The 22,681-nt window shown below is 60.9% G+C and carries 21 protein-coding genes and 2 pseudogenes; 14 read left to right on the forward strand and 9 right to left on the reverse strand.

Features of this window, described 5'->3' with window-relative positions; translation table 11 throughout:
* Positions 1-91 precede the first annotated feature (91 nt).
* From AB7M25_RS12820 to AB7M25_RS12830, 3 genes are all read right to left on the reverse strand, one after another.
* Positions 92-1,342, reverse strand: coding sequence for an OprD family porin (locus AB7M25_RS12820; RefSeq protein WP_429384613.1), 1,251 nt, complete (start codon positions 1,340-1,342; stop codon positions 92-94).
* 172 nt (positions 1,343-1,514) lie between these two features.
* Positions 1,515-3,164 (reverse strand): cation acetate symporter, encoded by a 1,650-nt coding sequence (locus AB7M25_RS12825; protein WP_429384611.1) that lies wholly within the window; start codon positions 3,162-3,164, stop codon positions 1,515-1,517.
* Complete coding sequence (locus AB7M25_RS12830) at positions 3,161-3,490, reverse strand: DUF485 domain-containing protein (protein ID WP_008050941.1); 330 nt, start codon at positions 3,488-3,490, stop codon at positions 3,161-3,163. Before AB7M25_RS12830 ends, AB7M25_RS12825 begins: the two co-directional genes overlap by 4 nt.
* Positions 3,491-3,895: 405 nt before the next feature.
* Here AB7M25_RS12830 and AB7M25_RS12835 point away from each other — a divergent pair, with 405 nt between their 5' ends.
* Positions 3,896-4,846: a LysR family transcriptional regulator gene (locus AB7M25_RS12835; RefSeq protein ID WP_429384887.1), complete on the forward strand. Its 951-nt coding sequence runs from the start codon at positions 3,896-3,898 to the stop codon at positions 4,844-4,846.
* 233 nt (positions 4,847-5,079) lie between these two features.
* On the opposite strand, the pseudogene AB7M25_RS12840 reads toward AB7M25_RS12835, so the two are convergent.
* Positions 5,080-5,180, reverse strand: a pseudogene (locus tag AB7M25_RS12840) (pyrroloquinoline quinone biosynthesis protein PqqB); the annotation flags it as partial.
* Between the two features lie 273 nt (positions 5,181-5,453).
* Between AB7M25_RS12840 and ltnD the strand changes: the two are divergent.
* The 5 genes from ltnD to otnI all read left to right on the forward strand — a co-directional run bounded on the left by ltnD (position 5,454) and on the right by otnI (position 10,767).
* The gene (ltnD, locus tag AB7M25_RS12845) at positions 5,454-6,359 is read left to right on the forward strand and encodes an L-threonate dehydrogenase (RefSeq protein WP_429384609.1); all 906 of its coding nucleotides are present in this window, start codon (positions 5,454-5,456) and stop codon (positions 6,357-6,359) included.
* A gap of 11 nt (positions 6,360-6,370) precedes the next feature.
* Positions 6,371-7,669, forward strand: a complete 1,299-nt coding sequence (gene otnK, locus AB7M25_RS12850; RefSeq protein ID WP_429384607.1) for a 3-oxo-tetronate kinase — start codon at positions 6,371-6,373, stop codon at positions 7,667-7,669.
* The gene (otnC, locus tag AB7M25_RS12855; protein WP_429384605.1) at positions 7,666-8,304 is read left to right on the forward strand and encodes a 3-oxo-tetronate 4-phosphate decarboxylase; all 639 of its coding nucleotides are present in this window, start codon (positions 7,666-7,668) and stop codon (positions 8,302-8,304) included. Before otnK ends, otnC begins: the two co-directional genes overlap by 4 nt.
* A gap of 189 nt (positions 8,305-8,493) precedes the next feature.
* Positions 8,494-9,954 carry a GntT/GntP/DsdX family permease gene (locus tag AB7M25_RS12860; RefSeq protein WP_429384603.1) on the forward strand — a complete coding sequence of 487 codons (1,461 nt, stop codon included), beginning with the start codon at positions 8,494-8,496 and terminating at the stop codon, positions 9,952-9,954.
* Between the two features lie 21 nt (positions 9,955-9,975).
* A complete protein-coding gene (gene otnI, locus AB7M25_RS12865) occupies positions 9,976-10,767 on the forward strand; it encodes a 2-oxo-tetronate isomerase (protein ID WP_454237407.1) in 792 nt (263 codons plus the stop codon).
* A gap of 41 nt (positions 10,768-10,808) precedes the next feature.
* Here otnI and AB7M25_RS12870 read toward each other — a convergent pair whose 3' ends face one another.
* On the reverse strand, positions 10,809-11,630 hold the full coding sequence (locus AB7M25_RS12870) for a DeoR/GlpR family DNA-binding transcription regulator (RefSeq protein WP_454237408.1): 822 nt from the start codon (positions 11,628-11,630) through the stop codon (positions 10,809-10,811).
* Positions 11,631-11,724: 94 nt separating this feature from the next.
* On the reverse strand, positions 11,725-12,606 hold the full coding sequence (locus tag AB7M25_RS12875) for an alpha/beta fold hydrolase (RefSeq protein ID WP_454237409.1): 882 nt from the start codon (positions 12,604-12,606) through the stop codon (positions 11,725-11,727).
* Between the two features lie 129 nt (positions 12,607-12,735).
* Between AB7M25_RS12875 and AB7M25_RS12880 the strand changes: the two genes are divergently transcribed.
* From AB7M25_RS12880 to AB7M25_RS12910, 7 genes are all read left to right on the forward strand, one after another.
* Positions 12,736-13,326 (forward strand): CGNR zinc finger domain-containing protein, encoded by a 591-nt coding sequence (locus AB7M25_RS12880; protein WP_429560680.1) that lies wholly within the window; start codon positions 12,736-12,738, stop codon positions 13,324-13,326.
* A gap of 99 nt (positions 13,327-13,425) precedes the next feature.
* Complete coding sequence (locus AB7M25_RS12885) at positions 13,426-13,857, forward strand: glycine zipper domain-containing protein (protein ID WP_429384593.1); 432 nt, start codon at positions 13,426-13,428, stop codon at positions 13,855-13,857.
* A gap of 422 nt (positions 13,858-14,279) precedes the next feature.
* Positions 14,280-14,864, forward strand: a complete 585-nt coding sequence (locus AB7M25_RS12890; RefSeq protein ID WP_454237410.1) for a hypothetical protein — start codon at positions 14,280-14,282, stop codon at positions 14,862-14,864.
* Positions 14,865-14,994: 130 nt separating this feature from the next.
* The gene (locus AB7M25_RS12895; protein WP_429384589.1) at positions 14,995-15,837 is read left to right on the forward strand and encodes a DUF6502 family protein; all 843 of its coding nucleotides are present in this window, start codon (positions 14,995-14,997) and stop codon (positions 15,835-15,837) included.
* Positions 15,834-17,462, forward strand: coding sequence for a DUF5666 domain-containing protein (locus AB7M25_RS12900; RefSeq protein ID WP_429384587.1), 1,629 nt, complete (start codon positions 15,834-15,836; stop codon positions 17,460-17,462). Before AB7M25_RS12895 ends, AB7M25_RS12900 begins: the two co-directional genes overlap by 4 nt.
* Before the next feature lie 99 nt (positions 17,463-17,561).
* Positions 17,562-18,311 carry a hypothetical protein gene (locus AB7M25_RS12905; RefSeq protein ID WP_429384585.1) on the forward strand — a complete coding sequence of 250 codons (750 nt, stop codon included), beginning with the start codon at positions 17,562-17,564 and terminating at the stop codon, positions 18,309-18,311.
* A gap of 401 nt (positions 18,312-18,712) precedes the next feature.
* Positions 18,713-19,318, forward strand: a complete 606-nt coding sequence (locus AB7M25_RS12910; RefSeq protein ID WP_429519285.1) for a hypothetical protein — start codon at positions 18,713-18,715, stop codon at positions 19,316-19,318.
* Positions 19,319-19,736: 418 nt separating this feature from the next.
* Here the strand turns inward: AB7M25_RS12910 and AB7M25_RS12915 are convergent, their stop codons facing one another.
* The 3 genes from AB7M25_RS12915 to AB7M25_RS12925 all read right to left on the reverse strand — a co-directional run bounded on the left by AB7M25_RS12915 (position 19,737) and on the right by AB7M25_RS12925 (position 21,893).
* Positions 19,737-19,943, reverse strand: coding sequence for a co-regulatory protein PtrA N-terminal domain-containing protein (locus AB7M25_RS12915; RefSeq protein WP_007971248.1), 207 nt, complete (start codon positions 19,941-19,943; stop codon positions 19,737-19,739).
* 90 nt (positions 19,944-20,033) lie between these two features.
* Entirely contained in the window at positions 20,034-20,687 is a 654-nt protein-coding gene (locus AB7M25_RS12920) for a hypothetical protein (protein WP_104448502.1), read from the reverse strand.
* A 645-nt stretch (positions 20,688-21,332) separates the two neighbouring features.
* The gene (locus AB7M25_RS12925; RefSeq protein WP_454237411.1) at positions 21,333-21,893 is read right to left on the reverse strand and encodes a DUF1214 domain-containing protein; all 561 of its coding nucleotides are present in this window, start codon (positions 21,891-21,893) and stop codon (positions 21,333-21,335) included.
* A 31-nt stretch (positions 21,894-21,924) separates the two neighbouring features.
* Here AB7M25_RS12925 and AB7M25_RS12930 point away from each other — a divergent pair.
* Positions 21,925-22,572 (forward strand): annotated as a pseudogene (locus AB7M25_RS12930) (zinc-dependent alcohol dehydrogenase family protein); the annotation flags it as partial.
* Positions 22,573-22,681 lie beyond the last annotated feature (109 nt).

A 22,681-nucleotide genomic window follows, 5' to 3' on the forward strand; every position in this document is an offset into this window, starting at 1 on the left:
GGCTGCGGCATCCCGGATGCGCCAAAAATGCACAAGGCGGGTGCTGCTCGCACCGACAGGCGATGTGAGCGGCACCCGCCTTGTACGGGGCTTACCAGAGCGCCAGGGTATAGCTGAGGATCAGGCGGTTCTCGTCGAGATCGTTACCGAAGTGGGCGGTGCGCACCGATGCGTTGCGCCACTTGAGACCGAGGTTTTTCAGCGGGCCGCTCTGCACCACGTAGCCGATGTCGGTGTCGCGCTCCCATTCGCGACCGTCGGGCTTGCCGACGCCCAGGTCGATGCTGTCGCCGGACAAGTAGCGGGTCATGAAGGTCAGGCCAGGAACGCCGAGCGCCGCGAAGTTGTAGTCGTAGCGCGCCTGCCAGGAACGCTCGTCCTTGTTGGCGAAATCGTTGATCTGCACGAAGTTGACCAGGAAGGCGTCGCTGCCATTGACGTAGGCAAAGCCGGTGTCGCCGCTCATGCGTTGGTAACCGAGACCGAAGGCATGGCCGCCGAGGGCATAGGTGAACATGGCGCCGAGGGCATTGTTGTCGACGTTGCTGTTGCCATCGTCGGTGGAACGGGCGTAGCGCAGGTCGCTCTTGAGCGTCTGGCCTGCGCCCAGCGGCAGCACGTGGACCAGACTGAACTGGTGTTGGTGGTAGAAATCGTCCAGGCCGCCGTAGTTGTAGCCCGTGTTCAGCCGGTCGTTCCACTGGTAGGCCAGGCCGGCGAAATTGAAGGCGTCGCTGCGGGCCTGGCCACTGACAATGCCCTTGGCGCCGGTGGTGGTGATGGTCATTTTCTCGTAGTCCGAGGAGTCGCGCTGGTTGACCCGATCCACGCGCCCCGCATCGACGCTCAGGCCTTTGATTTCCTGAACGTTCAACTGGCCACCGCGGAATGTTTGCGGCAACAGGCGCGAGTCATTGGCCAGCAGCACCGGCAACTTCGGGGCCAGGGTGCCGAGCTTGAGCACGCTGTTGGACGCTTTGATCTTGGCCGTCAGGCCCAGTTCGCCATACTCGTCCTTGGCGCGCCTGGGCGCCTGGCTGTCGCGCTTGAGCAGGCCGGAGCCGGCACGATCGGGGCTGGAGTCGAGTTTGACGCCGAGCTGGCCCAGGGCATCGATACCGACGCCGATCATGCCGTCGGTATAGCCGGATTCGTAGCGCAGCAGGAAACCCTGGGCCCATTCTTCTTGCTTGGACTGCGCGGCATTGGCCTGGCGGAAGTCGCGGTTGAAGTAGAAGTTGCGCGTTTCCAGTCTGGCCGTGCTGTCTGCGAGGAAGTCGGCGTGAGCCTGGGCGGCGAGGCCGCTGCCGGCCAGGAACAGGGTGAGGGTGGTGGGTTTCATTGGAGGCCTTTTGTTGTTTTTGTTGTCGACAAGCCGCTACCGCGCCGTTTCGGGTTGGCGAGGGAAGGGCGCTTTCGGGGTGTCCTGCGCCGAGCGACGCAGGACGGGCGTAAAAAAGCGCGAAGCAAAGGAGCGGACTCGCGCTCGGGGCGTCAGCCCCGGAAAGTCAGCGTCAGTGGCTGCTGGCCATGGCGGCTCCAAGGCCGGTCTGGGCACGCACGAACTGGTCGGCATAGGCAGCGCGTTCGCGGTCGGCGCGTTCGCTGCGGTCAAGCCGGGAAGCGACCACTATGACCAGGAAGGCCAGTGGCATGGAGAACAGCGCCGGCTGGTCGTAAGGGAAGAGTGCCTGGGCATGCCCCAGTACGCCGACCCACACCGACGGCGAGCCGATCACCAGGGCCAGTGCGCTGAGCAGGCCGGTCAGGCCGCCGTAGAGGGCGCCACGTGTGGTCAGGCCGCTCCAGTACATGGCCATGATCAGCACCGGGAAATTCGCCGAGGCGGCGATGCCGAACGTCAGGCCGACCAGGAAGGCGATGTTCTGGCCCTCGAACAGAATGCCGAGGGCAATCGCAACGATGCCCAGGCAGACGGTGGCGATGCGCGACACGCGCATTTCCTGTTTCTCGTCGGCGCAGCCTTTCTTTAATACCGAGGCGTAAAGGTCATGGGAGATGGCCGAGGCACCGGCCAGGGCCAGGCCGGACACCACCGCGAGAATGGTGGCGAACGCCACGGCAGAGAGGAAGCCGAGAAACAGGTTGCCGCCCACTGCCTTCGCCAGGTGCATGGCCACCATGTTGCCGCCGCCGATCATGGCCCCACCGAGCTTGCCATCGACGTAGTACTGCGGATCCGTGCCGACGATGACGATGGCGGTATAGCCCAGGACGCAGACCACCAGGAAGAAGAAGCCGATGAACACCGTGGCGAACAGCACCGATTTACGCGCCTCCTTGGCATTGGGCACCGTGAAGAAGCGCATCAGGATGTGCGGCAGGCCGGCAATGCCGAAGACCAGGCCGAGGGACAAGGACACCGCGTTGATCGGGTCGGCCAGCAAGGTGCCCGGGCCCATGATCTGCACGCCGCTGGCATGCACGGCCACCGCCTGGGCGGCCAGCGTCTCGAAGCTGAAGTCGAAGCGACTCAGGGCCATCAGCACCAGGGTGGTGCCGCCCGCCAACAGCAGGACCGCCTTGGTGATCTGTACCCAGGTGGTGGCGAGCATGCCGCCGAAGATCACATAGACCAGCATCAACAGTCCGACGACCACCACCGCTGTGCGGTAGTCGAGACCGAACAACAGTTTGATCAGTTGACCGGCACCGACCATCTGCACCACCAGATAGCAGCACACCACGGTCAGCGATCCGAGGGCGGCGAAGCTGCGCACGCGGGTCTGATCGAGCCGGTAGGAGACAATGTCGGCGAAGGTGTAGCGCCCCAGGTTGCGCAAGCGCTCGGCCATCAGGAAGGTGACGATCGGCCAGCCGACGAAGAAGCCGATGATGTAGACGAAACCGTCGTAGCCCTTGGCGAAGACCAGGCTCGACAGGCCCAGCAGAGTGGCCGCCGACATGTAGTCACCGGCGATTGCCAGGCCATTCTGAAAGCCCGTGATACCGCCGCCGGCGCTGTAGAAATCGGCGGCAGAGCGGGTGCGCCGTGCCGCCCACCAGGTGATCAGCAGGGTGGCGAGGACGAAGACGAAAAACATGCCGATGGCGTGCAGGTTGAGCGGTTGCTTCTGCGCAATGATGGGTTCGGCATGGGCCAGCACAGGGCTGAGGGCGAGAAGGGCGAGCAGGCGTTTCATGCGCGGGACTCCTGGAGGATCTGCGAGCTGAGCACGTCGAAGCGGGTGTTGGCGCTGTGCACGTACCAGGCGGTGAGTAGCCAGGACAACAGGATGATCGTCACGCCGATGGGCATGCCGAGGCTCAGGTGGCTGCCGTCGTACAGCGGCAGGTGCAGCCAGGCGGGAGCGAACGCCACCACCATGATGAAGCTGTAATAGATCGCCAGGACCGCGCCGCTCAGTGTCCAGGCCAGCAGTGCACGCTGGCGCGCCAGGCGTTGGAACTTGGGGTTGGCCCTGACCCGTGCACAGGTCTGGACGTGGTTCGGATGGTCGGTCGTCATGGTGAGGCTCCGCATTTCTAGTTGTTTTTGTTGTTCGCCTTTTGAGGGGCGTACGGGTACCCGGGCAGCGACCCGATGCGGGACGCCACCTGAATGCTGATGTGCTGGAGTTATTGCCGCCCGGATGACCTTCCAGTGGCGAGGGGGCGGTGTGGGAGGGAAGCGGGGTGCCACGGATCGGGCCAACGGCAGACAAGAACCGTGACCGCGATTGCGCTGTTGCGCAGCTGCTTGTGTCCGGCGTTCAAGCCGATGTTTATCCGTGCGCTCATGCTGTCAGCCCTCGATATTTATTATTCGGGTGGGGGGCTTTCCTGGCCTGAAAACGATGCTGGCCAAGTTGGGTGAGATGCGAGTATATAAGTGCATATTTCCCATATGTATTGGCGGAAAAGCCCGATGGATATGCAAAAATGCACAACGCAGCCCCCACTGAACTGGGACGACTTGCGCTTCTTCCTCGAAGTGGCCCGTGCTCGCACCGCCAGCGGTGCGGCCCGCCGTCTGGGAGTGGACTACACCACGGTGTCGCGGCGCATCCGCGCCCTGGAGCAGTGCCTGGGTGCCCTGCTGTTCGAGAAGTCGCGAACGTCCGGTTTTGTCCTGACCGTGGAGGGGCAGCGTCTGGTCGGCCACGCCGAATCCCTGGAAAGTACGCTGCTGGTAGCCTGCGAGCAGGTTTTCGGCACCACCGGGGGGCTCGCCGGGCATCTGCGCATCGGCTGTACCGAAGCTTTCGGAACCTGTTTCATCACGGCGCAGATGAGCCACTTCCTTGAGCACTACCCGAACATCTCGGCGGACATTTTGCCGGTCCCGCATTTCATCAACCTGTCACGGCGCGAGGCGGATATCGCCATCACCCTGGAGCGGCCCGAGCGCGGTCCCTACGTGTGCTCGCGATTGTGTGACTACCGCCTGCGCCTTTATGCGACGCCGGAGTACCTGGCGAACCATCCGCCGATCGGTTGCCGCGAGGACCTGGACGGCCACCCGTTCGTGACCTACGTCGAGGACTTGGCCTTCAGTTTCAAACTGCTCTACCTGAACGACCTGATGCCCGGAGCCAACAGCCGCCTGCGCAGCACCAGCGTGGTGGCCCATTACCACGCAGCCCTGGAAGGACGGGCGCTGGCGATCCTGCCTTGCTTCCTCGCCGGCCCCGATCCCCGCCTGTGCGAAGTGCTGCCCGGTGAAGTGGAGATCACGCGGCAATTCTGGATGTACTACAGCGAAGATCTGCGCAAGCTGAAACGGATCACCCTGGTGGCCGAGTACCTGCGCGCCTGCTCGGAACTGAATCGTCCGCTGCTGATGGGCGAGTCACGTGTGATGAGCTATCTGCCGTCACCCTGAGGGGGAGCTGTGCCACGTGGCGAGCTCGACGAAGTCCGCTTCCAGTGCGATGCACGGCTCGATGAGAATTCGGCGGGGGATATCGGGGTGTCGGTCATCGGGGTTCTCCGGGGAACAACCGTTGAAATCTTTGGTGTCTGGTCGGACATCATCGCTGGCAAGTCAGCTCCCACAGGTTTTATGTGCGCCACAGAACATTGTGGGAGCTGGCTTGCCAGCGATGGGGCCATCAGCTACAGCACAATACTCATGCCGTCATACGCCACTTCAACCTGGCGCGATCCAGCTCCGCCCGTTGCGGTGAGTCTTCATCGAGAATCGGGTTGGTGTTGTGTGATGAAAGCGATGTTAAAAAATGTTATTTCGAAAAAATACTTCACATAATCCGCTCATTGGTGGATTATCTGTCCAGCCGGTATGACAACCTGATAACACGACAACTTCAGGACTGCCTTGATGTTGATGAGCCCCCGGGCTCACGTCCTGAACGACCGTGCCGCTCAGCCTGTTTATCCGCTTCCTGTCTGCCGAAGCCCCACCTGCAACGCAGCCAACGTCTGCGCCTTGCAGACGTTTATGCAGTCGCTGCTTCCCTCTGGAGTACCCCATGAATAACAAGAATGTCGGTGTTGTCGGTCTGGGCGCGATGGGGCTGGGCATTGCCCGCTCGTTGCTGCGCAGCGGTTTCAATGTGCATGCCTGTGACGTGCGCACTGCCGTAACAGAGCAGTTTGCCGGGGAGGGCGGCGTGGCGTGCCCGTCACCGTCGCACATGGCCGCTGAGTGTGACGTGATCATTACCGTCGTGGTCAACGCCGAGCAGACCGAGACCGTATTGTTTGGTGAGGGTGGGGTGGTGGCTTCTTTGCGGCCGGGCAGCCTGGTGATCGGCTGCGCCACGGTCGCTCCGACATACGCCGTGGATCTGGGGCAACGCCTGGCTGCGTTGGGCCTGCTGTACCTGGATGCGCCGATTTCCGGCGGCGCGGCCAAGGCCGCCGCTGGCGAGATGACCATGATGACCTCGGGCCCGGCCGACGCCTACGCCAAGGCTGAGTCGATCCTGGCGGGTATGGCCGGCAAGGTGTATCGCCTGGGTGACCTCCACGGCCTGGGTTCGAAGGTCAAGATCATCAACCAGCTCCTCGCCGGGGTGCATATTGCCGCTTCTGCCGAAGCCATGGCGCTGGGCCTTCGTGAAGGGGTCGACGCCGATGCATTGTATGAAGTGATCACCCACAGCGCGGGTAATTCCTGGATGTTTGAAAACCGCGTGCCGCACATTCTCAAGGCTGATTACACGCCATTGTCCGCGGTGGATATTTTCGTCAAGGACCTGGGCCTGGTGCTGGATACCGCCCGGGCCAGCAAATTCCCGCTGCCACTGTCGGCCACCGCACACCAGATGTTCATGCAGGCATCCAGTGCCGGCTTCGGCCGTGAGGACGACTCGGCGGTGATCAAGATTTTCCCGGGCATCGAATTGCCGACTGCCAAGCCTGAGCCTGTTTGAGGAACACCCCCATGACTACCTCCACCGCACGCCCGCTGCTGGGCTGCATCGCCGACGACTTCACTGGCGCCACGGACCTGGCCAACATGCTGGTGCGCGGCGGTATGCGCACCGTGCAAAGCATCGGTATCCCGAGCGCGGAAGTGGCCGCCGGGCTGAATGCCGATGCGATCGTGATTGCCTTGAAATCGCGTACCACGCCGGTCGCCGAAGCGGTCGAGCAATCCCTCGCGGCGCTTGCCTGGTTGCGCGAGCAGGGCTGCGAGCAGGTTTTTTTCAAATATTGCTCGACGTTCGACTCCACCGCGGCGGGCAATATCGGCCAGGTCAGCGAAGCACTGCTGGCTGCACTGGGGAGCGACTTTACCCTTGCGTGCCCGGCGTTCCCGGAGAATGGTCGGACGATCTTTCGCGGCCACTTGTTTGTGCAGGATCAACTGCTCAACGAGTCGGGCATGCAGCATCACCCATTGACGCCTATGAGCGATGCCAACCTGGTTCGGGTACTGCAATCGCAGACCCGTCTGAATGTCGGTCTGTTGCGCTACGACACGATTGCCCAGGGCGCTGAGCAGGTGCGGGCGCGAATCGCCGAGTTGCGGGCCCAGGGTGTCGGCATGGCCATCGCCGATGCCTTGTCGGACAGCGATCTGTATACCCTCGGTACCGCTTGTGCTGATTTGCCGTTGTTGACCGGTGGTTCGGGGCTGGCCTTGGGCCTGCCGGAAAATTTCCGTCGCGCCGGCAAGTTGCGCGACCTCGACGCCTCGAAGCTCCCGGCCGTGCTCGGCGGGGAAGTGGTCTTGGCCGGCAGCGCTTCGATCGCCACCAATGGACAAGTGGCCGCCTGGCTTGAAGCCGGCCGGCCAGCCTTGCGGATTGATCCGTTGGCCCTGGCGGCGGGTGAACCGGTGGTGGCGCAAGCCTTGGCCTTTGCCCGCGACAACCCACAAACCGTATTGATCTACGCCACCAGCTCACCGGAAGAGGTCAAGTTGGTGCAACAGCAACTGGGCGTCGAGCAGGCTGGTAGCCTAGTGGAAAACGCCCTTGGCCAAATTGCCCAAGGTCTGCGCCAGAACGGTGTACGCCGCTTCGTGATCGCGGGTGGCGAAACTTCGGGCGCGGTGGTTCAGGCGCTGGGTGTGCAGCTGTTGCAGATTGGCGCGCAGATCGACCCGGGTGTACCGGCGACCGTCAGCAGCACTGACGAACCTTTGGCGCTGGCACTCAAATCGGGCAACTTCGGTGGCCGGGATTTCTTCAGCAAAGCCTTGAACCAACTCGCCCGGGCCGGAGATGTGCAATGAGTAACGAGAACGCTTTGCGCGAAGAAATCTGTGAGGTTGGCCACAGCCTTTACCAGCGCAGATACACCGTCGGCAGCGCCGGCAATATCAGCGCGCGCCTGGACGACGGCTGGTTGATCACGCCCACGGATGTCTGCCTCGGGCGCCTCGATCCGGCGACCATCGCCAAGGTCAATCTGGCTGGCGAATGGGTATCCGGTGACAAACCGTCAAAGACCCTGGCGTTGCATCGTCAGGTCTACGACCGTAATCCGAATGTCGGCGGCGTGGTGCATACCCACTCGACCCATCTGGTGGCGTTGACGCTGGCCGGTGTCTGGCAGGCAGACGACATCCTGCCGCCGCTGACGCCGTATCAGGTCATGAAAGTCGGGCATATCCCGTTGATCGGCTACCAGCGACCCGGTTCGCCAAAGGTTGCCGAGCAAGTCGCCCGTCTGGCCAACAGTGTTCGTGGCGTGATGCTCGAACGGCTGGGTCCGGTGGTCTGGGAGAGTTCGGTATCCAGGGCCAGCTACGCCCTGGAAGAGCTCGAGGAAACCGCACAGCTCTGGCTGATGAGCAATCCCAGGCCTGAACCGCTCGATCAGGCGGCGCTGGACGAATTGCGAGACACCTTTGGTGCGCACTGGTAACGCGCTGGCTTAACACGACAGATCGATAATGCAGGCTCTGCCCGGGAGACGCACAGCGACTCCCGACGGCCCCGGCTTGCCTGAAAAAACAATAACAACAGGAAATCCAAGCATGACTCACCTTCACCGCGACAAGTCCAGACCCATTGGCAGTACCCTTTCATTGACCCGGCGTGGAGGGTGGGTGAAATGAGCCCGTTTATCCTGATGATTACCGCTGGGGCAGGCATTGCACTGCTGTTGTTCCTGGTGCTCAAGTACAAGTTCCAGCCGTTCGTGGCCTTGATGCTGGTGAGCATTCTGGTGGCGCTGGTGGCGGGGGTGAAACCGGCCGATCTGGTCGCCACCATTGAAGGCGGCATGGGCAAGACCCTGGGGCATATCGCGATCATCATTGCCCTGGGCGCGATGATCGGGCGGATCATCGAACTCTCCGGCGGCGCCGAGGCGCTGGCCAAGACGCTGATTACCCGTTTTGGCAACCGGCGTACGCCTCTGGCGTTGACGATTGCCGGCTTCATGGTCGGGGTGCCGGTGTTCTTCGAGGTCGGTGTGATCATCCTCATGCCGCTGGCCTATGGTATTGCCCGGCGCGCGCGCAAGCCACTGTTGGTGTTCGCGTTGCCGATGTGCGCGGCCTTGTTGACCGTACACGCGTTTCTGCCACCGCACCCGGGCGCAGTGGCTGCGGCCAGTCAGTTGGGCGCCGACCTGGGCCGTGTGCTGATGTTCGGTTTGCCGCTCACCGCATTCCTTTGCTATGTCGGCTACCGTGTGGCCGGGCGCATGACCCGCCGGGCGTACCCGATGACCGACGATATTCGTGCCGAAGTCTACGGTCCGCATGTCACCAACGAGGATCTGCTCGCCTGGACCAATGGCAACGACAGGAACCCTGAGCGAGCGGCTGAAGCCGCATCGCACATGGGCCTGGAGGAGTCCACCAGTAGCATCGTTTCCAAATTGCCGCCGGCACCCGCGCCCGGTTTTGGTTTGATCGTCAGCCTGATCCTGCTGCCCATCATTCTGATTCTGATGGGGACGCTGTCCACCTCGTTGCTGCCTGCCGATTCGACCCTGCGCGGCATCATGACGGTGCTCGGCGCACCACTGGTAGCGCTGCTGATCGACACCCTGCTGTGTGCCTGGCTGCTCGGTTCGCGTCGGGGCTGGAGCCGCACTCAGGTGTCTGACGTGATCGGTTCGGCCTTGCCCGGCGTCGCGATGGTGATTCTGATTGCCGGCGCCGGCGGTGTGTTCGGCAAGGTGCTGGTGGACACCGGCATCGGCGCCGTGGTCTCCGATTTGCTGCGCACAACCGGTCTGCCGGTACTGGCGCTGGGCTTTCTACTGACCATGCTGTTGCGCGCGGTGCAAGGTTCGACCACGGTGGCGCTGGTGACCACTGCCGGCATCATCAGTCCGCTGATTGCGACCCTCAACCTCACCCCGAACCACATGGCCTTGCTTTGCCTGGCCATGGGCGGTGGCGGGTTGGCCATGTCCCATATCAATGATGCCGGTTACTGGATCTTCACCAAGCTGTCCGGACTGAACGTGGCCGACGGCTTGCGCACCTGGACGGTGCTGACCACCTTGCTCGGTACCCTGGGTTTCTGTATTACCCTGCTGATCTGGCCCTTTGTCTAACCCATTATCTCAGGAGCTACCATGCCTCGTTTTGCTGCCAACCTCAGCATGCTTTACCCGGAACATGAGTTTCTGGATCGCTTTGCGGCCGCGGCTGCCGACGGTTTCGAAGCGGTGGAGTATCTGTTCCCCTACGACTACAGCGCTGAAGAACTCAAGCAACGCTTGAGCGACAACGGCCTGGTGCAGGCACTGTTCAACGCGCCGCCCGGTGATTGGGCAAAGGGCGAGCGGGGCACGGTGTCGTTGCCCGGTCGGGAGAGTGAATTTCGTAGCGGTTTTGATCGAGCCCTGGAATACGCCAGCGTGCTGGGTAACTCGCGCATTCACGTGATGGCCGGGCTGTTGCCGTCGGAAAGCGACCGCCCACGGCATCACGGCGTGTATCTGGAGAACCTCGCCCATGCCACCGCCCAGGCGGCAAAAGTCGGTGTCACGGTACTGCTGGAACCAATCAATACCCGGGACATGCCGGGCTTTTTCCTCAACCGGCAAGATCAGGCCCAGGCCATCTGCAAGGAAGTAGGCGCCAGTAACCTGAAGGTTCAGTTCGACTGTTATCACTGCCAAATCGTCGAGGGCGACCTGGCCACCAAACTGCGTCGGGATTTCGACGGAATTGGCCATATCCAGATCGCCGGCGTGCCGGACCGCCATGAACCCAACCTGGGAGAAATCAACTATCCCTATCTGTTCGAGCTGATCGACCAGTTGGGATATGACGGCTGGGTAGGGTGTGAATACCGGCCACGAGGTGACACGTCTGCCGGCTTGCAGTGGCTGCGGGACTGGAAGGCGCGCCAAGCGTTATAGCGGAGGGTGGCGGGCTCCGCTGGATGCAGGAGCCCGCCGTTTCAGACCGGGGTATTGTCGGACGGCAGCAACAGTTCGACACCCTGCTTGCGGATGCCATCGGCCGCCGCAGCGGTCAACGCGTCGTCGCTGATGATGATGTCGAACTGCTCGAGCCCGGCGATCCGGTACATGCTGAACGTGCCGTACTTCGAACTGCTGGCCACCAGCACCACTTGCGAAGCCGATTGCATGGCGGCTTGCTTGACCTCCACCTTCAGCGCCGAAGGTGTGGTGAGGCCGCGACGCAAATCCCATGAACTGGTGGATATGAATGCGACATCGGTGACGACCTGACGCAAGGTGGCCACCGCCAGTCCGCCAACACAGGATTGATTGGAGTGATCCAGCTGCCCGCCGGTGTGAATCACTGTGACTTGGGGCGCTTCAATCAGGGCCTGGACAATGCCGAAGTCGTTGGTCACCACAGTCATGCCGGACAGCGCCTTGATGTAGGGGACGATTTCCAGCGTGCTGGTGCCTGCATCCAGGTAAATCGTCATGTCGGCATGCAATAGCCGCGCGGCGAGCCTGGCCATGGCCTGCTTCTGCGGCAACTCGACCACGGCCTTGAGCTCATGGCTGGGTTCACTGTGGAGCTGACTGGCAATTCGTACCCCACCCGTTACCGAATAAGCACGACCTTCCTGCTCCAACAGCGCGATGTCGCGGCGTATGGTCATGTGCGAACAGTCGAACATTTCCATCAATTGATGAACGCTAAGCACCTGATGCTTGCGCAACTGTCGCAGCATCAATTCACGACGCTGTTCAGGGATCATCGGTGCACCGCTTTCGGCGGCGATGTCCTTTTGACTAGGCATTAGGGCTCCAGAATGAAGAAATCCGCAGGCAGGGAAGGCGGGCAAACATAGTAGCGAATCTGCAGCCGGATCAAAATCAGAGAATCGTGCCCTCTCAGTCGAGATAGCTGCCCACCACGTCGACCATCCGTTGAGCAATCTGCACGGCGTGGGTCTCCAGCGCGAAGTGGCCGGTGTCCAGCATCTCGACCACCGCATTGGGGTTGTCACGCTTGTACGCCTCGGCACCTGGCGGAATGAAAAACGGATCGCCCTTGCCCCAGATCGCCAGCGTCGGCACTTGGGCATCGCGCAAGAATTGCTGGAACGCCGGGTACAGCTTCAGGTTGTTCCGATAGTCATAAAACAGATCGAGCTGGATGTCCTTGTTACCGGGTCGTTCCAGCAATAGCGCGTCCAGATGGTAACCCTCGGGGGCAATGAGATCGGGGTTGCTCACGCCTTCCACATACTGCCAGCGCGTGCCTTCCAGGTGCAGGATGGCATCGTTGATCACCTGGCGATTGGCGGGCGACGGCTCGTCCCAGTACTGGCGGATCGGCGCCCAGGCATCCCCCAGACCTTCGAGATAGGCATTGCCGTTCTGCGAAACGATCGCGCTGATCCGCTCCGGGTACGCCAGCGCCAGGCGCAGGCCGACCGGCGCCCCATAGTCGAAGAAGTACATCGCATAACGCTTGAGGCCCAGCACATCGACGAACTGGCGGATCGTCTCGCCGAGGGCATCGAAGGTGTAGACATAGTTGCGTTCGGCGGGCACTTCGGTGAAACCGAAACCGGGCAGATCCGGTGCAATCAAGCGGTACTTGTGCGCGAGCAGCGGGATCAGGCCCCGGAATTGGTGCGACGAGCTGGGAAAGCCGTGCAGCAACAAGAGTACGGGAGCGTCGGCAGCACCGGCCTCGCGGTAGAAAACCCGGATGCCGTCGGCGTCGACGAATTTGCAGGCAATGGTGGTGTGCGGGAGCGTGGTCATGATGGATCTCCAATGTAACTTGTTAAAGTTATTTATGCTGGTTACCTGTTTTCATTTTGCACGGACTTTGTAACTGGTCAAATCTTTTTTGTGGGTTACAATTCGTGCATTGATTTCCGGGAGATTTCCATGACTGACGCCGTCACCACGCCTGACTTGCCCCTACCGCTGGTGCTGGCCGACCATCCGGCGCTGGATCTGCTGAACACTCGAATGGTGGTCGAAGGCCAGCGGCGCGACCTGCTCAACAGCGATGCCGACGCGGCGCGCTGGCTGGAGCAGATCGGTTTCGGTCTGGCGACGGAAGTGGCGGTGGGTGACGGGCAGTTGCTTGCCCGCTTGCGCAAGCTGCGCGACTGCATCGAGCGCCTGCTCGCCGCCCGTCGAGAGAACCGCGTGGCGGATCCGGCAGCGCTCAATGCCTTTCTGATGCGGGTCCTGCCGCAACTGGTGTGGGAGGAGGCGGGCGCGCCGGTGCTGGATCGCTTGCATCAGGATGATGCCGGCCACCAGCGTCTGGGCAGGCTCGCTTACGCCGCTGCGGAGTTGCTGGCCGAAGGCGATTTCAACCTGGTACGCAAATGCGAAAGCGCCGAATGTTCACTGATGTTTTACGACCGCACCAAATCGCACAAACGACGCTGGTGCAGCATGGCGCTGTGCGGAAACCGGCATAAGGTCGCCGAGTTCCGCAAGCGACGCCAGGGTGTTGCGGACTGAAGGCCATGACGCTGCGCGGAATACGGCCGAATATCTGTTGACCAGACTGTTTCGTACCAACAGACTTTCCCCTTTTGTGTGTTCCTAAAGGTCTGTCTGATGCGTAAGTCATTCACTGTTGTTGCATTAAGTCTTCTTGTATCGCAGTACGCCCTCGCCGGCGAAGCCACCAACACGGCTATCGGTGGCGGTGTCGGCGGCGCCCTGGGCAGCGTGGTCGGTCAGGCTATGGGAGGTAGTACTGGCGCTGCGATCGGAGCCGGCGTCGGTGGCGCGGCCGGGGGCGCAATGACCGCCAAGAGTGGCAAGAAGACCGAGTCGGCTATTGGCGGAGGTCTCGGTGCAGCGGGTGGCCAGGTCATCGGCAACAGTGTCGGTGGTTCCACCGGTGGCCTGATCGGCGCGGGTCTGGGCGGCGCAGCAGGTGGTGCGATCGGCAACAATATGGCCGATGACGACGACCACCACGATTCGGGCTACAAGCAAAAGAATAAACACAAGAACAAACATAAACACAAACATCACGACTGATCGCGGGTGCCGAGACAGAGCATTTGGAATGCTTTGTTTCATAAGGGGGGCGGGCATGGCGCTCCCCTTATGGGTGGTCTTTCAGGTCGTGCCCGAGCCGCCTTGACGTCTCGGTGATCACCCGGGGTAAAGGCCTCTCGCCCACACGTCCTTTATCCATGAGCCATTGGCGTTCTGCCGATCATTCGATTGCTTTCACACAGCGTTATTCATTTACGCCAGGGGCTGACGTGTTCCACCGTCGGTCGGCTTTCTGCTGCGCGGGTTGACCCGGAGCCAGAAAGGGCTAGCTTTCATCGAGTGGGAAAAAATCCCACGCCAAGATTTCAGGATAAATAACAACGCTTACTCCCATGCCGCTCCCGGATTGCAACGCGGATCGCGTTGACACTGCTCGCGGTAAATCACCAGGAGAATGCACGATGAACACTTACCTGCTTTTCAAGAAGGGTTTATTGGCGCTGGCAATCGGTGGCGTCCTGTCGGCCTCCGTCGTTTTGGTACCGGACACCATTTCCCATGACGCCACTGCCTATGCCAAGGATGGTGGTGGTGGTGGTGGTGGTGGTGGTGGTGGTGGTGGTGGCGGAGGCCACGGTGGTAACGGCGGTGGCGGTAGCGGCAGTGGAGGCCACGGTGGTAACAGCGGTGGCAATGGCGGCAACAGCGGTCATAGCGGCAGCGACCATGGGAATGGCAATGGGAATTCAGGCCATGCCGGTACTGGAAACTCGAACTCCGGTCGCAGTGGCACCCATGCAGAAGCGGGTGACGATCATGGTGTCCACGTCGGCGGTGAGCCAGGTGACGACCATGGCGTTCACGTTGGCGGCGAGCCAGGTGATGACCATGGCGTTCACGTTGGCGGAGAGCCAGGTGACGACCATGGCGTTCACGTCGGCGGCGAGCCCGGTGACGACAAGGGTGTTCACGCGGGCGGCGAGCCGGGTGACGACAATGGCGTCCACACCGGCGGCGAACCCGACAATGACAACAGCCGGACCTGAAGCGGCCTGATGCCCCATGCAAAGCCCGGGAGACTGGTTTTGCATGGGGGCACGCAAAAAATACGGCCTGCATTCATGGGATTATTTCCCACGCAGCTATACTGGGGTTAACTGTCCGGGAATGCGCTGAATGCAATCGTCTACCTTGCCCACCTCGCTCCTCAAAGCCCTGCGCCATGTCATGCGGCCGCTGGTACGCCTGATGCTGCGCAAAGGGGTCACGTACCTGGTTTTCGCCGACCTGCTCAAGGAGGTGTTCGTCGATGTGGCGGACCGTGAGTTCCGTCTGGACGACAAGGCTCCGACCGACAGCCGCATCAGCCTGCTCACCGGCGTGCACCGCAAGGACGTACGGCGTTTGCGCAACACCGGCGACTCCGCTACTTCCACGCTTCCGGAAAACATCACCTTCGGTGCGCAACTGGTCAACGCCTGGACCCGCGCACCCTTCTGCAACGACGCCGGCCAGCCACTGGCGCTGCCTCGCTTGGCCAGTGTCGGCGGCGACTGTTCCTTTGATGCCCTGGTGGCGAAGGTCAGCACGGATATCCGGGCGCGGGTGGTGCTGGACGAGTGGTTGCGCCTGGGCGTCGTGCGCCTTGACGAACAGGAGCGTGTGCACCTCGAAGCCCAGGCCTTCGTGCCGCAAAAGGGCTTCGATGAGAAAGCGGCATACCTGGGGCATAACCTGCACGATCATGCCTGCGCTGCGGTACACAACTTGAGCAGCGAAGGTCCGGCCTTTTTTGAACGCAGCGTCCACTATGACGCACTGGCCCCGATGAGCGTCGAGGCGCTGCGCGAGGCCATTGCCAGCGAGGGGATGCAGGCCCTGTTGAGCTTCAACCGACTCGCCGCCGAGCTGGAGTTTCGCGACCTGCCCAGCCCTGAACCGCGTCAGCGCATCACGGTCGGCCTGTACTTCTACACTGAAGCTTCCGATCCCAACTCACCGCCGGCTCCCAAGCCATGACCGTCAATCTGCGCCTGATTCGAGCAGCCGCCCTCGCTCTGGGCCTCGGGCTTCCGATTGTGTTGCAAGCCGCGCCGGCCTGTGTCAGCCAGAATGAGGCGGGCAACAGTGAAGTGCCGCTCATAGAGGCTCCGGGTGGCACCGGCGGTACGGGTGCGGCGCCTGGCGGCATGGGCGGTACTGGCATCGACACCGACAACGGCGGAGTGGGCGGTACCGGCGCACCGCTGAACAAGCGCCCCGGCGGCATTGGCGGAACCGGTGCCGTTGCTGGCGGCGTGGGTGGCACGGGCATCAGCAACGACAACGGCGGGATCGGTGGCACCGGCATTGTCGGCACCATCACCGGGTTCGCCTCGATCTGCGTCAATGGCGTGGAAGTTCACTTCAACAAAAACGTCCCTGTCAGCGAGAACGGCATTGTCGCCACCAGCACCCGCCTGGCAGTAGGCCAGGTGGTGGCCGTGGAAGCGTTCAATTCCCGGCGCGGCCTGGAGGCCGGGCGCATTGCTATCCTGCATGTCTACGAAGGCCCGCTGACAGCCCTGCCCAGAGACTCCATGCCCATGCGCGTCATGGGCCAACCGGTACGCCTGGCCAACGGTGCTCAAGTCGCTGCCGGCCTGCGTGCGGGTGATTCCGTACGGGTCAGCGGGCTGCGCGATGCCCGGGGTGAAGTGGTGGCCAGCCGCATCGACCGCGCGCCCGGCCTCAAGGAGGCCAGCGCCATCGGCCCGGTCGATCGCAGCGGTTATCTGCAGGGGCTCAAACTCGGCAACCGTCCGGGACCGGCGCAGGAAATGCTGGTGCGCGGCCAGTGGTCGGGCCGCGAACTGGAGGTGAGCCAGAGTCGCCCCGACCCGAGCCTGCCTTTCATTGGCCGGGCACACAATGCGGTGATCGAGGGCCTGGTACAGGGCCGGCAGGACCGTCGCCTGGTGGTGGGTGGCTTTAATGTGACGATGGCGAGCGACACCGAGTTTGTCGGTGTGCAGTCTTCGCAGCTGACGCTGGATAGACGCGTGCGGGTCACCGGCGTGTTCAGCGGCACTCGGGAGGTACAGGCCACGCGTATCGAATTGCCCCGCGAGCGCTCCGATTCACCCGCCAGCAACCAGCACGGGCGGCTTCGAAACAGCGAGCAAAACACGGACGACTCAAGCGGCTCGGGCAATTCGGGCAGCTCGGACGATTTCAACAGCTCTGGCGACTCGAGCGGCTCAAGCGACTCCAACGGCTCCGGCCACTCGGGGGATTCGGGGAACTCGGGCAGTGACAGGAGTGGCCGCTCCGAGAGCGTTGTCGACGATACTCGCCACGGGGGCAATGACAGTCATGGCGGTGGCGACAATATCGAACGTGTGGACGTGAACGTGGACAAGTCCGGCAAGTCAGAGCGTGTCGAGAAGGTCGAGCAATCCGGCAAGGTCGAGAGAGTGGAGAGGGTAGAGAAGGTAGAGAAAGTCGAAAAGGTCGAACGTCCGGAGAAAGTCGAAAAAGTTGATCGGCCAGAAAAGGTTGAGAAGGTCGACAAAGTTGATCGGCCGGAAAAAGTCGAGAAGGTCGACAAAGTTGAAAAAGTGGAGAAGGTTGAAAAAGTCGACCGCTCTGGCAAGTCGGGTTAAACCCTAAAGGCATGATGCACTTGCGCCATAAGTCACTAGGCTGTGTAAGTCACGCAATAAAGCCTGCGTGTGGACTTCGATGCAAGACACGAGGTGAACATGGACCCCAAGCGCATCCTGCTCGTCGGTTGGCTGGCCAGCCTGGCCTTGCCGGCCCTGGCCGATACCTTCTCGACCTCGATCGGTACCGACTACTCCCGGGGCGATTATGGCACCGGCACTACTTCCGAAACCTGGTACGTCCCGCTGGTGGGCAAATACGAAACCGGTCCCATGACCTACAAGCTCACTGTGCCCTGGCTGCGCATCACCAATCCTTCGGTGGGCCCTGACGGCGAGCCGTTGCCCGGCGGCTGCGGCAAAGTGGAAAGCGGTTTGGGTGACACTGTCGCCGGTGCCGACTATGCCGTACTTGACGGCAACATTGGCGGGCTGTTCGTGGACTTGATCGGCAAGGTCAAGTTGCCCACCGCCGACGAAGACAAGTGCCTGGGCACCGGCAAAACCGACTATTCCGCCCAGGTCGATGTCGCCAAAGCCTTCGGCCGGGTGACCGGGTTCGCCACGCTGGGCTGGAAAAAATTCGGCGACCCGTCGGGCTCCGACTTCGACAACCCGATATTCGCCGGCCTGGGCTTCGCCATGCCCGTGTTCGCGCGCACCACGGCGGGGGTGTCCTACGACTGGCGGCAGAAAGTCGTATCCACGGGCGACCAGATCAAGGAACTCACTCTTTTCCTCACCCACAAGCTCAATCAGAACTGGAAATTTCAGTTGTATGCCGTCAAGGGGTTTTCCGACGCCAGCCCGGATGGTGAGGCTGGACTGGTGTTCACCCACACCTACTGATACCCGCCTGTTTCCCGGCCCGGAGGCGATTCGTCGTCTCAACCCAGGCCTGCGCCTGCTTCAGTCCGGATGGTCGGTCGTTGACACACGGGCTGACAGGCCTACTCTAAAGATGTGGGAATATTTCCCACGCACGGATGCCGACTGGCTCTGAAGGATCGTTCGGAAACCGCAGTTGCTTGTTTTTACTGCAAATTAATGGCCGTGCCGGTTGGCTGGCCGCTCCAATGGGCGGCCGGGAACTCACTGGACATTGCGTTCGATACGGACATGACTACGCAACTCCAAGCGGAGGTGCATCATGCTTTTAAAAAAATGTTTGTTGGCTCTGGCAATTGGCGCAGTCCTGTCGGCATCGACTGTGCTGGTGCCCGATTACATCGGTAGCTTCTCCAGCGTGTATGCCAAAGATGGCGGCAGCGGTGGTGGTGGCGGTAACGGAGGCGGTCACGGTGGTGGCGGAGGCTCCGGAGGCGGCGGTCATGGAGGTGACGGCGGAGGCGGCCACGGTGGCAGCGGCGCTGGTGGTAGCGGTGGCGGCGGTGGCTCTGGCAGTGGAGGCTCCGGAGGCGGTGGTCACGGTGGTAATGGCGCAGGCGGTAACGCTGGCGGTGGCCATGGCGATGGTGGCGGTGATGGTGCCGCAGGACATGGCGGCATGGGGCGCGGCGATGCTGACCATGGTGGTGTTGCCGGAAACGCAGGCCCAGGCAATGCACGTGGCGATAAGGCTGATAAGGCTGATAAGGCCGATAGGGCTGACAAGGCTGATAGGGCTGACAAGGCCGATAGGGCTGACAAGGCCGATAAGGTTGATAGGGCTGACAACAATGCCGCGGATGCAGCCAGGGACGCTGCCAAAAATGACGCAGATGCAGCCAGAGACGCTGCCAGAGCTGATGCAGACGCAGCCCGGGATGCTGCGAAAGCGGATGCAGATGCAACCAGAGATGCCGCCAGAGCTGCGGCGGATGCTGCCCGTGACGCTGCAAAAGCTGCAGGTGTAGCGGGTGCAGATGCAACCAGAGATGCTGCGAGGGCCGCTGCAGATGCCGCCAGGGACGCTGCCAAGGCAGACGCAGATGCAGCCAGAGATGCAGCCCGGGCTGCTGCAGATGCTGCCCGGAACGACGCCAAAGCTGATGCGAAGGCGGCCAGAGAGGCGGCCAAGGCCGAGGCGAGGGAAGCCAGAGACGATGTGGCGGATGCCCCGGACGCTCCAGACGCTCCAGATGCCGCGGATGCCCCAGACGCGCCGGATGTCGACGCGGTTGAGGTACAGAACTAAGCCTGCACACTACATAACGGCAGGCATACCCGTAGAAAACGTCCCGGGAATTTGAAGGACGTATCGAAAAAAAGTCGCAATCCCTGCAGGGTTTGCGACTTTTTTTGCCATCGTGTTGCGCGGTCGCGCTACACGGATCAGCCGTTGCTGCGATTGCTTGCCTTGGCCTTGCTTTGAGCTACAGCGGCTTCAGCCTTCTGCTTCTGCGCAACCTGGAAGGCTTCCATCGAGACCTTGCGGGCAGACTCCATGCGATTGAATGTCTTGTCACCACCACCGGTGGCCATCGCCAGAGAAGAAGCGGTCAGCGCGGCGATTACGAACAGAGCTTTCATGGATTTCATTTGGATATCCTCAAGTGAGAAAGTGAGATGGGTAAATAGTTAAAAACGGAATTCATTGGCTGAGGCTGAACGGGCTTGTTCAACCTGACTTCACCAGCCAGCCAGAGCGGCGTTTCTGGTTCCCCAGGTGCCTTGCTCCATACGGCCTTCAGCGTTTTTGTTTTTCGCCCAGACGGTGAGCAGCACCATCATTCCAAAGCCACCGACGATGAGAACCGGATAGGCCGCCAGCAACTCGACCAGCGAGTATTTCCAGGCCAGCGGACGACCGACACCGAGCATGGCGGCATAGAACCACGACACACCGGAGAGCGCGCCTGAGAACAGCGCCAGCATGCGCAGGTTGAAGGAGAGTTTGAGTATCGAACCGGCTTTCTTCAGTGCCGGCAATACAGCGCTGTGCAACAGGAAACCATTAAAGGTCAATAACACAACGATGCCGATTTTGGCTTGCAACTTTGGATTGAGGAAATATTCCATCCCCTTGCCGGCATAATCTATTCCGACAATAGCAATGCCTGTAATCCAAAGCGCTACAAGTGCAAGCGATACGGTTTTTTGAAGGCTTTCCATATGCGCGTCATCATGGTGACCCGACACATCCCCCTTCAGGAGTTGCTTGACCATTGCAATGTCACTGGTCAACACAAGCCCGATTGCAACGCAGCAGGCGATAAGATGAAAATATACAACGCCCAAGCGAATATATTCCGCCGCTGGCGAAGTCAGTATACCAAGTTCCATGATTACCTCTTTGTACTCTTAGTGGATCAACATGACTTCAGCACGGCTAGTTGAATTTATCCGTTGCTGACTGCAGTCAGGATCCAGAAATTTCTATTATTTAATCTTGCGGCATTTTGCTGCGAAGAAAAAAGCGAGTTTAGCGAATGAACTTTGGATCATTCGGTTAGTTCCATTTTCAGGTAACAAAAAACCTCATTCGCACTGGGCGTCTATATGAGGTTTAACTTCCGCTTCTTGAGTCAGGTGAGCATCGGAGCCCGTGTGACTTGTTGCGTATTCTGAACGAAAAAAGCCGTCTCCGTTCATTTTTTGATCAATTTTGCTGACCAACGGCAGTGCCGAAACTGGTTGCATATTGCTATCACTGGAGGGCGCAGCCAGCACCACGACTGGCTTTCGGCGAGTCGGGAGGCGGATGAGAGCCACGTCGATTTTTTCGTCTTTTTTTCCATATTCCAGGGTAAAAATCGGGGGTTATAAGCCAATCAGCCATCAAAAAAGCCCTGGTCGGGGTAAAAAACCAGGTCAATGCACTGCCATTTTTTCCTCGAAAAAAAGCACATTCCGGACAGTTGATTGCGTCGGCATTAACAGGGCGGTCAGCACCAACTGGGAAGTAGTGCTGACCGGCCTGTGTTTATCTCACCGAACCAGTTCGACCTCGCTCGGGCGCCACTCTTTCGTGAAGAACGACTCAAGGGGGCTGTAGAGGCGCAGGAGCATGAACCAGCCCTTGTCCGGCATGGTTTGTATCCAGTTGCCGGCTTTGGCGTCCGCAGGTCTGGAAGGGCCGAAGTAGATGGTCATGGAACCATCCGCGTTTTCGACGGCCGCCGGTGAAGGGTAGGTTTGACTGCCGGCACGGGAGTAGCGCTGTGGTGTCTGGAGCATGGAGCGCGTCTGGTTGTCGTAGACGGTGAAGGACCAGAATTTCGCCGCAGGGATCTTGGGTGGCAGGGTCACCTTATAGGTCTTTGCGCCATCGAAGGGGTTCTTGTCGGCGTCAGTGAAACCCATGAGGTACTGCGAGCCCACGTTGGGCAGGCGCATGATCATGCCCGGCGAATCCATGGTGTAGCCGTAGTAGAAGGCCGTGCGCGAATCAAGCGTGCGCGCGCCAGTCGGTGGCAATGCCTTGAACAAGCCTTCCTTGGTAATCAACGGTGGCGGAGTTTCAAAATTGAAACCGCCTTGCCACGGCATGTTGGCCCACATCGAGTTCGGGTAATAGGCCCACGAAGACAGCGCCGTGGGCGCCCCCGATAACATGAGCGATGAAGAGGCGGCGACGCTGCCGATTGCCGCGCTCACGGCGTGGTACTCGCTGGTAGACTTTGGACACATTCAGCCCGGGCAAACCGTGCTGGTTCAAGGCACTGGCGGTGTGTCCATCTTTGCCGTGCAGATCGCGACTGCGCTGGGTGCGAAGGTAATCGCAACCTCGAGTAGCGACGAGAATCTGCAAGCCGTGAAGAGGTTGGGAGCCGTAGCGGGCGTCAACTATAGAACGACTCCGAACTGGGCAGACGAAGTGCTGAGGTTGACCGAGGGCAAAGGCGTGGATCTGCTGCTCGATGTGGCCGGTGGCAGCGGCATCAATCAATCGGTCGCAGCGACCAGGGCATCCGGGCGTATTGCGCAGATCGGCTTTTTGACCGGGCAGACCGTTGAGCTCTATCTGATGCCACTCATCTTTCGCCAGACGACCATTCGCGGTATTGCCGTGGCGCCGCGCTCATCGTTCGACCGGATGAATGCGTTCCTCAACGAACACAGGATTCGTCCCGTGATTGATCGGGTGTATCCGTTCGAGCAAGCACGAGAAGCCTACGAGCATCTGGCGAAGGGAGCATTTGGAAAGGTTGTCATCAAAATTGCTTGATACCGTCAAGGCGCCAATATGGCGCCTTTTTTTGCTCTTCTGTAGGAGCGAGCTTGCTCGCGATGGTCGTTAACGATGACGCGCAAAATGGATAAACGTGGCGTACTTG

The sequence above is a fragment of the Pseudomonas sp. AP3_22 TE3818 genome (assembly GCF_053628995.1).

What these genes read in the sequence shown, in the direction of transcription:
- AB7M25_RS12915 (WP_007971248.1), bottom strand. Translation starts at nt 19,943, where the DNA reads ATGAAATCCATGAAAGCTCTGTTCGTAATCGCCGCGCTGACCGCTTCT.
- ltnD (WP_429384609.1), top strand. Translation starts at nt 5,454, where the DNA reads ATGAATAACAAGAATGTCGGTGTTGTCGGTCTGGGCGCGATGGGGCTG.
- AB7M25_RS12875 (WP_454237409.1), bottom strand. Translation starts at nt 12,606, where the DNA reads ATGACCACGCTCCCGCACACCACCATTGCCTGCAAATTCGTCGACGCC.
- AB7M25_RS12825 (WP_429384611.1), bottom strand. Translation starts at nt 3,164, where the DNA reads ATGAAACGCCTGCTCGCCCTTCTCGCCCTCAGCCCTGTGCTGGCCCAT.
- AB7M25_RS12830 (WP_008050941.1), bottom strand. Translation starts at nt 3,490, where the DNA reads ATGACGACCGACCATCCGAACCACGTCCAGACCTGTGCACGGGTCAGG.
- AB7M25_RS12900 (WP_429384587.1), top strand. Translation starts at nt 15,834, where the DNA reads ATGACCGTCAATCTGCGCCTGATTCGAGCAGCCGCCCTCGCTCTGGGC.
- AB7M25_RS12895 (WP_429384589.1), top strand. Translation starts at nt 14,995, where the DNA reads ATGCAATCGTCTACCTTGCCCACCTCGCTCCTCAAAGCCCTGCGCCAT.
- AB7M25_RS12905 (WP_429384585.1), top strand. Translation starts at nt 17,562, where the DNA reads ATGGACCCCAAGCGCATCCTGCTCGTCGGTTGGCTGGCCAGCCTGGCC.
- otnK (WP_429384607.1), top strand. Translation starts at nt 6,371, where the DNA reads ATGACTACCTCCACCGCACGCCCGCTGCTGGGCTGCATCGCCGACGAC.
- otnI (WP_454237407.1), top strand. Translation starts at nt 9,976, where the DNA reads ATGCCTCGTTTTGCTGCCAACCTCAGCATGCTTTACCCGGAACATGAG.
- AB7M25_RS12885 (WP_429384593.1), top strand. Translation starts at nt 13,426, where the DNA reads ATGCGTAAGTCATTCACTGTTGTTGCATTAAGTCTTCTTGTATCGCAG.
- AB7M25_RS12880 (WP_429560680.1), top strand. Translation starts at nt 12,736, where the DNA reads ATGACTGACGCCGTCACCACGCCTGACTTGCCCCTACCGCTGGTGCTG.
- otnC (WP_429384605.1), top strand. Translation starts at nt 7,666, where the DNA reads ATGAGTAACGAGAACGCTTTGCGCGAAGAAATCTGTGAGGTTGGCCAC.
- AB7M25_RS12890 (WP_454237410.1), top strand. Translation starts at nt 14,280, where the DNA reads ATGAACACTTACCTGCTTTTCAAGAAGGGTTTATTGGCGCTGGCAATC.
- AB7M25_RS12820 (WP_429384613.1), bottom strand. Translation starts at nt 1,342, where the DNA reads ATGAAACCCACCACCCTCACCCTGTTCCTGGCCGGCAGCGGCCTCGCC.
- AB7M25_RS12835 (WP_429384887.1), top strand. Translation starts at nt 3,896, where the DNA reads ATGCAAAAATGCACAACGCAGCCCCCACTGAACTGGGACGACTTGCGC.
- AB7M25_RS12920 (WP_104448502.1), bottom strand. Translation starts at nt 20,687, where the DNA reads ATGGAACTTGGTATACTGACTTCGCCAGCGGCGGAATATATTCGCTTG.
- AB7M25_RS12870 (WP_454237408.1), bottom strand. Translation starts at nt 11,630, where the DNA reads ATGCCTAGTCAAAAGGACATCGCCGCCGAAAGCGGTGCACCGATGATC.
- AB7M25_RS12910 (WP_429519285.1), top strand. Translation starts at nt 18,713, where the DNA reads ATGCCAAAGATGGCGGCAGCGGTGGTGGTGGCGGTAACGGAGGCGGTC.
- AB7M25_RS12925 (WP_454237411.1), bottom strand. Translation starts at nt 21,893, where the DNA reads ATGCCGTGGCAAGGCGGTTTCAATTTTGAAACTCCGCCACCGTTGATT.
- AB7M25_RS12860 (WP_429384603.1), top strand. Translation starts at nt 8,494, where the DNA reads ATGAGCCCGTTTATCCTGATGATTACCGCTGGGGCAGGCATTGCACTG.